At 44.4% G+C, this 9,200-nt stretch carries 6 protein-coding genes and 4 tRNA genes; 2 read left to right on the top strand and 8 right to left on the bottom strand.

All coding sequences use genetic code 11. The features are described from left to right. From JMX92_RS04915 to JMX92_RS04880, 8 genes are all read right to left on the bottom strand, one after another. Positions 1-121 (bottom strand): GTP-binding protein (locus JMX92_RS04915; RefSeq protein WP_227675269.1); only part of this gene is annotated, 121 nt, incomplete at its 3' end. A gap of 334 nt (positions 122-455) precedes the next feature. Further along, positions 456-530 (bottom strand) — tRNA-Thr (locus tag JMX92_RS04910). Positions 531-555: 25 nt separating this feature from the next. Beyond that, positions 556-629 (bottom strand) — tRNA-Gly (locus JMX92_RS04905). 101 nt (positions 630-730) lie between these two features. Further along, positions 731-814, bottom strand: a tRNA-Tyr gene (locus JMX92_RS04900). Between the two features lie 69 nt (positions 815-883). After that, a tRNA-Thr gene (locus tag JMX92_RS04895) sits at positions 884-959 on the bottom strand. 95 nt (positions 960-1,054) lie between these two features. Beyond that, positions 1,055-2,209 carry an FHA domain-containing protein gene (locus tag JMX92_RS04890; protein WP_201544248.1) on the bottom strand — a complete coding sequence of 385 codons (1,155 nt, stop codon included), beginning with the start codon at positions 2,207-2,209 and terminating at the stop codon, positions 1,055-1,057. A gap of 136 nt (positions 2,210-2,345) precedes the next feature. Next, positions 2,346-3,170, bottom strand: coding sequence for an RsiV family protein (locus JMX92_RS04885; protein ID WP_201544246.1), 825 nt, complete (start codon positions 3,168-3,170; stop codon positions 2,346-2,348). Between the two features lie 309 nt (positions 3,171-3,479). Then, positions 3,480-5,075 carry a peptide chain release factor 3 gene (locus JMX92_RS04880; RefSeq protein WP_201544244.1) on the bottom strand — a complete coding sequence of 532 codons (1,596 nt, stop codon included), beginning with the start codon at positions 5,073-5,075 and terminating at the stop codon, positions 3,480-3,482. Positions 5,076-5,384: 309 nt separating this feature from the next. Here JMX92_RS04880 and JMX92_RS04875 point away from each other — a divergent pair, with 309 nt between their 5' ends. Further along, positions 5,385-5,795 carry an organic hydroperoxide resistance protein gene (locus JMX92_RS04875; RefSeq protein ID WP_155587586.1) on the top strand — a complete coding sequence of 137 codons (411 nt, stop codon included), beginning with the start codon at positions 5,385-5,387 and terminating at the stop codon, positions 5,793-5,795. A gap of 419 nt (positions 5,796-6,214) precedes the next feature. Next, positions 6,215-9,178 (top strand): DNA polymerase I, encoded by a 2,964-nt coding sequence (polA, locus tag JMX92_RS04870; RefSeq protein WP_413786857.1) that lies wholly within the window; start codon positions 6,215-6,217, stop codon positions 9,176-9,178. The last annotated feature ends 22 nt before the right edge of the window (positions 9,179-9,200 follow it).

The following is a 9,200-nucleotide window of genomic DNA, read 5'->3' as shown; positions in this document are numbered from 1 at the left end:
CAAAAGTTTTTGCAGCTACAGTTGCGATAGCAGCTGTTAGAGTGGTTTTACCGTGGTCAACGTGACCGATGGTACCGACGTTTACGTGCGGCTTGTTACGTTCGAACTTGGCCTTTGCCATGAGTGTGTCCTCTTTTTATGGGTTTACTAAAATAAATAGTACTACTAAGGTTATAACGGTTGTTATTTTCTATTATTTAGTAAATTACAACACTAAAAGGCAACACTAAGTGCTGCCTATCAAACAATTAACTATAAGATGTTATATGGTGCAAGGTCATTATTTGCCCTTGTAAATTTTTAATTAAAGTGTCAACTTTATTAAATAGTCACCTAACTTTATTTGCTTAGCCTGCTACAGGCCTAGCCGATTTTTTTAATTTAATGTTTAAACAAGTAAGCTCGCTTACCAACTTAGTTCTAATGAGATATAGGAATTAGAAGAATTAAAATAATGGAGCTCATATCGAGAATTGAACTCGAGACCTCTCCCTTACCAAGGGAGTGCTCTACCGCTGAGCTATATGAGCTTAATGTGCTTTATTTTAAATAAGTTGGAGCGGGTGGCGGGAATCGAACCCGCGCCATCAGCTTGGAAGGCTGAGGTTCTACCATTAAACCACACCCGCAGTATCACAGCTTTCTTTAGCTGCCATATGCATGGGATTTGGCAGTGTGCTGCTCTAGGTAGACGGATACTTGAACACTAATTGAAATTGTAACTAGAAAATGGTGGTGGGGGAAGGATTCGAACCTTCGAAGCTTTCGCGACAGATTTACAGTCTGTTGGGTTTGACCGCTCCCCAACCCCACCTAGGTTGTAAAACTAACTTATTGATAGTTTTACTAAAATTGCTTAAAGCAAAGTACTTTGAGAGACGAATGGTGCCGACTGCCGGAATCGAACTGGCGACCTACTGATTACAAGTCAGTTGCTCTACCAACTGAGCTAAGTCGGCTTGTTCTCTCGAAGTGGGGTGTATTCTAGCAAATATTTTTTAAAACACAACCCCTAATTTCATTTTTTTTAAAAAAAATGCAATTTTTTTTATTTTTAGGCCAATGTACCACTGTTATAAAGCCATAAAGCTACGGCTAAGACCAATAAAATCAAGGCCATCCACAAAAAGCCTTTGTTTGATCCAGAATTTGCATTTTGTGGTGCAGAATCCGTTTTATGAATGTGTGCCACCTTGTGCTGCGGCTGCTCATTCACCGTATTAAAGCTGTTGGCTGGATTTTTTTCAGATACGGGTGCCTGAGTTTGGGTATTTATCTCATTTTCTGCATCGCCTGTCAGCTCTTTGACGGGTTTTTTAGCGTCTGGCTCTACGGTGTCATGTAAATTGGTGGTGGCTGACATCTGGGCAGCAGCTGCTTGTTTGGACTTATGCACTTCAGGATCCGCCTCACGAGCCAACTCTGCAAAGTGCTCAGCGTCATCTTTATGCAGATGGTTTTGCTCTGAGTTATAAACACCGGTAGGCTGCTCAAGCTCTTCTTCTAGCTTTTGTTCAAGCTCAGCTTCGGTCATGTTTTTAATACCCGATTTTTCAATAGCTTCTGCGTTTTCTTCAGCCTGGTGCTCTGCCCTCTCAGCGGCTTCAAATTTATCAAATTCACTGCCGGTTTTTTCTGGTTGCGCAGTAGGTGTGATAGGCTCAGCTAACGGCTCTACTGAATGAGTCGCTGGCGCTTCTACTATTTCTGCAGTTTCTATAGGCTCGACCGTTTCTGGCTCGATGGTTTCAATTTCAGGCTCAATGGCTTCAGGTTCTACCGTCTCAACTTCAGGCTCGATGACTTCGGGTTCTACTGTCTCAACTTCAGGCTCGATAGTTCCAACTTCAGGCTCAGGTGCTGATACCGCCGCCGAGTCTACTGGCTGAGTTTGTTTTACTTGGAAGCTAAAAGCGGCGAAAGTAACCACATCATCTACCACCAAGCTTTTTGGCTGATGCGGCTCAAGTCTGACGTCATTGACCAAAGTACCATTTGATGACCCTAAATCTTGTACCAGTAGCTCATCATCAACGACAGTTAGCTCAGCATGTTGTCGAGAGACCTGCTTGCTGCCTAGTACCACATCATTGTCTTGACCACGACCAACGGTTAACTTATGGTCTACGTTGAGCTCTAGATTACCCAAAGCTTCGGTTAAGGCGGTCAGTTGCCACTGCGTTTGGTTTGTGTTGTTATAATCACTCATAAAAATCTCCTCATAGATTCCATTTTATTTAATTTTGCTATCAATTCTGGCGGCTTACGCCTATTTTATCTATTTAGTGCGATGTCTTACTATATAGCGTTATTCTTCAAAATAAGCCAGTTTATTTATTTTAATTTTAATGCGGGATGTATTTGGGCTTTAATATGCCTTTTAGCTGATTATAAGGTACTGTCAGCTCCGGCATACCGTAAGCATAAGCCGCTATCTCATAAGGCTGGTATCTTAGTACCACCCCTTTATCGGTTAACAAGGCATTATCAGTTAGCGTAAAGGGCCACATTTTTTCGTATGCTTTGAGTTCGTTATTATCTTTACGCACCCAAGCTTTGTACTGCTCATAAGCCAACGCTTTAAATTTAGATTTTTGGCCTGCCAGCAGCATATCGTCCAACTGGATATGACGCTTAGATGAGGTATCAAACATCATATATTCAGAAGTGCCCAGCCCATGAGCCCCACCTAGATAAATATAACTGTTGATTTCAAACAGCTCAACCTCCCCCATATGCCCAAGGTAACTGGGTGAGGCCTCAAAGCTATAGTTGAGACTGCTGCCCTCTGGGATGTCCTCTAATTGCGATTTGGCAAAGCCATCCAAGCGTTTTTTTACCTCACCTTGGGTCAAGACTTTAGCGTTTGATGGCGGCTGCGTTCGCTCAGTTTCAGACTGTGAGCCCGGTACAATTTGATTGATGCGGGCATTAATCAAGGTATTTATCCAGCCTTGACTGCTGGCTGCATATTTAATATCAATCTGCGGACAGCTGTAGTCGCTGCGACTCTCACACGTGTCGGTGACTAAGCTTGGCAAACGATAGTCCAGATAATCCTCAGCATACACTAAGTTAGCAGCGTATAGGGGAAAAGGGGTCAAGGCCGCTAAAGCGCAGATACTAAAAAGGCGTAAGCTACGAGCCCCTATCAAGTGTGTTGATGACATACCGCCTCCTGATTTGGTTAACTTGTCGATATTTTTATCCTAAGCCTTATTATTATCATTTAGCGGCGTTAGGGTTAGCGCTTTAGATATGGCTTTAAATATATAGCAAAGCGGGTGCTCACTGTGTTTAAACTGTGTTTATTGCTACAAAATTTAAAAATCACGCATCTGTTACTCAGTTGGCCACTTTATACTGACTGACATTAATGCAACACCTTATAAAAAAAGACGCCCTTATCGCTAAGAGCGTCTTTGTACGGGTAAGCGGTTTATATCGCTTTGTTAGTGGTTATATTTTTGATGGTGAAATTAGTGCTCACGAGTATTGCTAAAGGTAATCTCTGGATAACGCTCTTGCATCAGCTGTAGATTAACACGGCTTGGAGCCAGATAGGTCAAATGCCCACCGCCATCAACCGACAGTTGATCATGCGCTTTTTTCTTAAATTTGGCCAATATTGCCTCATCATCACAGTGGATCCAGCGCACTGTGGCAATCGATACCGGCTCAAAGATACACTGCACCTTGTATTCTTCTTTTAGTCGATGCGCCACTACCTCAAACTGCAGCACACCCACAGCGCCCAAAATTAAGTCGTTGTTAATTTGTGGCATAAACACCTGAGTGGCACCCTCTTCGCTCAGCTGCTGTAAGCCTTTTTGTAGCGCTTTTGACTTTAGTGGATCTTTTAGCACCACACGGCGGAATAACTCTGGCGCGAAATGTGGAATACCGGTGAAGTTTAGCTCTTCGCCTTCCGTGAAGCTGTCACCAATGCTAATCGTGCCGTGGTTATGTAGACCAATGATGTCACCAGGATACGCCTCCTCCAATGCCTCACGGTCACCGGCTAAGAAGGTCAATGCGTCAGAGATACGTACATCTTTACCTAGGCGTACGTGCTTCATCTTCATGCCTTTTTCGTATTTGCCGGAGCAGACTCGTAAGAAGGCGATGCGGTCACGATGACGCGGATCCATATTGGCCTGAATTTTAAACACGAAGCCACTAAAGCTGGTCTCGTCAGCGGCCACAATACGCTCATTGGTAGGATGGCTTTTTGGCGGTGGTGCATGTTCAATTAACGTATCTAGCACCATATTGACACCGAAGTTACCCAGCGCTGTACCGAATAATACAGGTGTCATCTCACCTTTTAAGAACAAATCAACATCGAAGTTCTCTAACGCCATTTGTACCAGCTCAAGCGACTCTTCAAAGGCTGAAAATGCCAACTCACCCAGACGCTGACGCACGTCAGGATAATCATAGCCTTCGCGGGTTTCAATCTCAGTAATCTCGCCGCCGTGGCCTTTTTTATATAAATAGGTTTTATCTTCAGTTAAGTGATACACCCCAACGAAGTCCTGTCCCATACCGATCGGCCAAGTCACCGGCACGCACTTGATACCCAAAACGGTTTCAATTTCATCAAGCAGCTCTAACGGATCACGGATCTGGCGGTCTAGCTTGTTAACAAATGAGATAATTGGGGTGTCGCGCATACGACACACTTCCATCAGCTTAATGGTACGCTCTTCGACACCTTTGGCGCCATCGACCATCATTAATGCACTGTCTACCGCAGTTAATGTGCGGTACGTGTCTTCTGAGAAGTCAGCGTGGCCTGGGGTGTCTAGTAGGTTTACGATATGGTCTTTATAAGGAAACTGCATCACCGAGGTGGTAATTGAAATACCACGTTCTTGCTCCATACTCATCCAGTCTGAGGTGGCATGGCGATCTGTTTTGCGACCTTTCACCTCACCAGCGACCTGAATGGCTTGACCCCAAAGCAGGAGCTTTTCGGTCATGGTGGTTTTACCGGCATCGGGGTGAGAGATAATAGCAAAGGTGCGGCGCTTGGCCACTTGTTTATTTAAGGTTTTTGGATCTACGCTCATAATTTGGGCTTCAACTGTCAGGTGATAATATATGAAAAATAACTGGTTTTAAAAAGCAGAGCTTTAATATGGCCGCTTAAAAATGCTATTTAAACTAAATAGGGAAAATGAATGTGCGTATTGTAACGGATTTCAGTTAAGACTGCAGAAAGATGTTGGCGCCTATGACAGATTAAGATAACGTTACAAACAAGAGGTAAAGCTTTACCAGCCATCAACGCAACATAGCAAGCATTTTGTTATGCTAAGCCTAGATGTTGTAAAAACCTCTTAAAATGTAATGACTATAAATTATAAAAAAGGAATGATATGAAAACTTTATATACCACTCAAGCCACAGTAACTGGCGGTCGTACTGGTTCAGCGGCATTAAATGACAGTGATTTAACCATTGACATGAAAGCGCCAGGTACCGGTAAAGGTAATAACCCTGAACAGCTCTTCGCTATGGGTTATGCCGCTTGCTTTGATAGTGCGTTAGGTGTGGTCAAGCAAATGCAAAAGATTAAATTTGATTCTACTACGCAAGCTGAAGTTCGCCTATTACAAGGTGATGGTCATGACTACAATCTGGCAGTTAAATTACATGTTATCGCGTCTAACACCGAGGCAAGTGCTGAGGAGATTCAAAAGGCCGTAGAAGCGGCTCATGAAGTGTGCCCCTACTCTAAAGCCACACGTGGCAATATCGACGTTGAAGTCAGCTCTGAGCTTAAATAGAGCTTTTAACGCCAACCATCTTTAAGTGCTCTTAGTACATTCTCTACCTTTAATAGCCCAAACCGCCTTTGCGCCGTTTGGGCTTTTTATTCAGCTGATTTTCTAGAGAGCATGATGAACTGTCTGGTATCACTCACTCACTAATGATCCTAACGACAGTGAAAATTTTAGTTATAATGAGGCTAATTATGATGACCTCATAGCACAACGCTCAGATGAGCCACTAAGCTGCTTAAATAAAAAAACTATTATTAAGCCTCCTTCCTTTAAAACCAACTTCTGATTATTAAAACTTTGACTAAAAGTGATCTCCTATGACCGATAAAACCACTAAAGACACTAACCTCAAAACTGTCGATACCACAACCGACACCTCCCATGCGGCATTAGATCCCAATATATTGCCGGATTTCGAGGCCATGCCTAATGTGGCACAGATGCCTACAGATCATATCGATAAACAGCAGCCACCTTTTGTGCTGGTAGATGGCTCTTACTATCTGTTTCGCACTTACCATGCGCTGCCTAAGACCATGATAACCACTCAAGGCCTGACTACTAATGCCATTCGCGGTACGCTCAATGCGCTACTCAAAGTAATGCGCCGCTATCATCCCACCCATATGGCCGTATGCTTTGACACCAAGTCACCCACGTTTCGTCACACCATGTCAGAGGAATACAAAGCCAATCGGCCAAAAATGGATCCTGAGTTGGCCGAACAAATCCCTTATATTCACCGTTTGGTACGGGCGCTTGGCATTCCACTGCTGCGTATTGAAGGCGCTGAGGCTGATGACATTATCGGTACCCTGACCCACCGCGCTATTGAAGAGGGTCATCATGTGGTCATCTCAACCGGTGATAAAGACATGATGCAGCTGGTCAACGACTGTGTCATATTGGAGGACAGCTTCGCCGGCAAAGTGGTCGATGTGCCAGCGGTTGAAGAAAAATTTGGTATTAAACCCAATCAAATCATTGATCTACTTACTCTTATGGGGGATGCTTCTGACGGCATTAAGGGTATCCCTAGTGTCGGTCAAAAAACCGCAGTTAAATGGCTTAATCAGTACCAAACCGTAGACAATATCCTTGCTAACGCTCACAACATCAAAGGCAAAGTGGGCGAAAAGTTGGTGGAGTTTGCAGATAATATTCCCCGTGATCGGCAGCTTGCCACCATTGTGACCAACCTAGATATCGGTCAGGACTGGGAAGACCTGCGCATTAATACCGATAGCAGCGCTTTTGTGGCTGAATTGCGAGACTTATATAGTGAGCTTGAATTCAAAAATGAATTGGCATCATTGGATCATCCCAATCACCCTGCCAACTCAAGCGTCCATAGTGTGGCTGATAGCAAAGCCGATGCTGAGTCACAAGCACAAGTGGCAAAAACCCTACAACACCAAAAACAGAGCTCTATTATTGAGCATATCAAAAATAGCAACACGCATGACAAAGCTTGGCACACCATCCTTGATGAGTCTGCCTTTGATAATTTATTAAACAAACTACAGGCAGCGCCTTACTTTGCTGTCGATACCGAGACCACCAGTATCAACTGGCGTGAAGCACAGATCGTGGGCCTGTCCTTTTCTGTGCAAGCGCATGAGGCTTATTATTTACCTCTGGCACATGTGGACTATAACGAACCGCAAAAAAAGGCGAAGAACAAAAAAGAAGAAGCCGAGCAAGCAAAACTACTTGCAAATGCAACAGTTGATCCGCTAATAGCCAAACAGCTTGACCGTGATACAGTGCTTGCCAAATTAAAGCCTATTTTAGAGAACCCTAACATTGGCAAAATCGGTCAACATCTAAAATATGATGCTCATGTATTGAGCAAGTATGGTATCGAGTTAAATATGTCACCCAAAAACTGGGAAATGGATACCATGCTGGCAAGCTACGTGTTAAATGCAGCAGCTACCCGTCACAGCATGGACGATCTTGCCCGCCATTATTTGCATACCCAAACCATTAGCTTTGAAGACGTCGCGGGTAAAGGGGCTAAGCAGGTGACCTTTGATAAAGTCGCTATTAACATTGCCAGTGACTATGCGTGTGAAGACGCCGATATTACCTATCAATTGTTTGAGCTGTTCCAAGATAAGCTCAAAGATGACGCGGTCAACCAACGCCTATTGCATGAGCTTGAGATTCCTGTGGCACAGATATTGTGTCAGATGGAATCCGAAGGCATTATGATCAAACGCTCATTCTTAAACGAGTTGTCTGAGCGCTTTGATGAAGAGATTGTTGCGCTTGAAAAGCAAGCCTACATTGAAGCCGGAGAAGCGTTTAACCTAGGCTCACCTAAGCAATTGGGTGAAATGCTGTTTGATAAGCTTGGCGTTATTGGCGGTAAAAAAACCAAATCGGGTCAATACTCAACCGGTGAGGCGGTATTGTCAAAGATTGAGCACCCACTGGCTGAGATTGCCCTAGAATATCGTAGCTTAGCTAAGCTCAAAAACACCTATACCGATGCACTCGATGCGGTAGCCGATAACGATACTGACCGTGTGCATACCAGCTATCATCAGGCCTTAACCAGTACCGGTCGCCTCTCCTCTACTGATCCAAACTTGCAGAACATTCCTATTCGCACCAAGACTGGCCGCTTAATTCGCCAAGCCTTTATTGCACCTAAAGGCCGAGTGCTACTGGCGGCGGACTACTCACAGATTGAGCTGCGCTTGATGGCACATTTCTCAGGTGACGACAACCTGACTCGTGCCTTTAATGAAGGCTTGGACATTCATAGTGCCACCGCAGCTGAGGTACTGGGTAAGGCCGTCGCTGATGTTACCCCAACCGAGCGCCGCAATGCCAAAGCCATTAACTTTGGTTTGCTCTATGGTATGAGCGCCTTTGGTCTGGCCAAGCAAATTCAAATGGGACGCAGTGAAGCACAAGACTATATCAATCAGTACTTCGCACGTTATCCTGGCGTGCAGCGTTATATGCAAGAGACTCGAAATAGCGCGGTAGACAATGGCTATATCGAAACCATCTTAGGGCGTAAGCTTTATACCCCAGACATTCAGCACAGCAATCAAATGGTACGCCGCGGCGCCGAACGTGCTGCCATTAATGCCCCACTACAAGGCAGTGCCGCTGATTTAATTAAGCTTGCGATGATTGCGGTGGATAACGTATTGCCCAAACAAAATGCCAAAATGCTATTACAGGTGCATGATGAATTGGTATTTGAGGTGGATGCCGATAAGGTCGATCACATTGCTAAGCTTATTAAAAATGCGATGCAAAATGTACTGAGCGATACCGCTAAGCAGATGGGCTGGGATGTTGATTTTGCCGTACCATTATTGGTGGAAACTGGTGTCGGTGATAACTGGGATGAGGCGCATTAGACACTAATCGAAGTAAGCAAAG

The sequence above is a fragment of the Psychrobacter sp. H7-1 genome (assembly GCF_904846585.1).
In the GTDB taxonomy this organism is placed as follows: Bacteria; Pseudomonadota; Gammaproteobacteria; order Pseudomonadales; family Moraxellaceae; genus Psychrobacter; species Psychrobacter raelei.
Note: the sequence above shows the minus strand (reverse complement) of the source record. Positions and strands in the feature narration are given on the sequence as shown.

What these genes read in the sequence shown, in the direction of transcription:
- JMX92_RS04890 (WP_201544248.1), bottom strand. Translation starts at nt 2,209, where the DNA reads ATGAGTGATTATAACAACACAAACCAAACGCAGTGGCAACTGACCGCC.
- JMX92_RS04885 (WP_201544246.1), bottom strand. Translation starts at nt 3,170, where the DNA reads ATGTCATCAACACACTTGATAGGGGCTCGTAGCTTACGCCTTTTTAGT.
- JMX92_RS04880 (WP_201544244.1), bottom strand. Translation starts at nt 5,075, where the DNA reads ATGAGCGTAGATCCAAAAACCTTAAATAAACAAGTGGCCAAGCGCCGC.
- JMX92_RS04875 (WP_155587586.1), top strand. Translation starts at nt 5,385, where the DNA reads ATGAAAACTTTATATACCACTCAAGCCACAGTAACTGGCGGTCGTACT.
- polA (WP_413786857.1), top strand. Translation starts at nt 6,215, where the DNA reads ATGCCTAATGTGGCACAGATGCCTACAGATCATATCGATAAACAGCAG.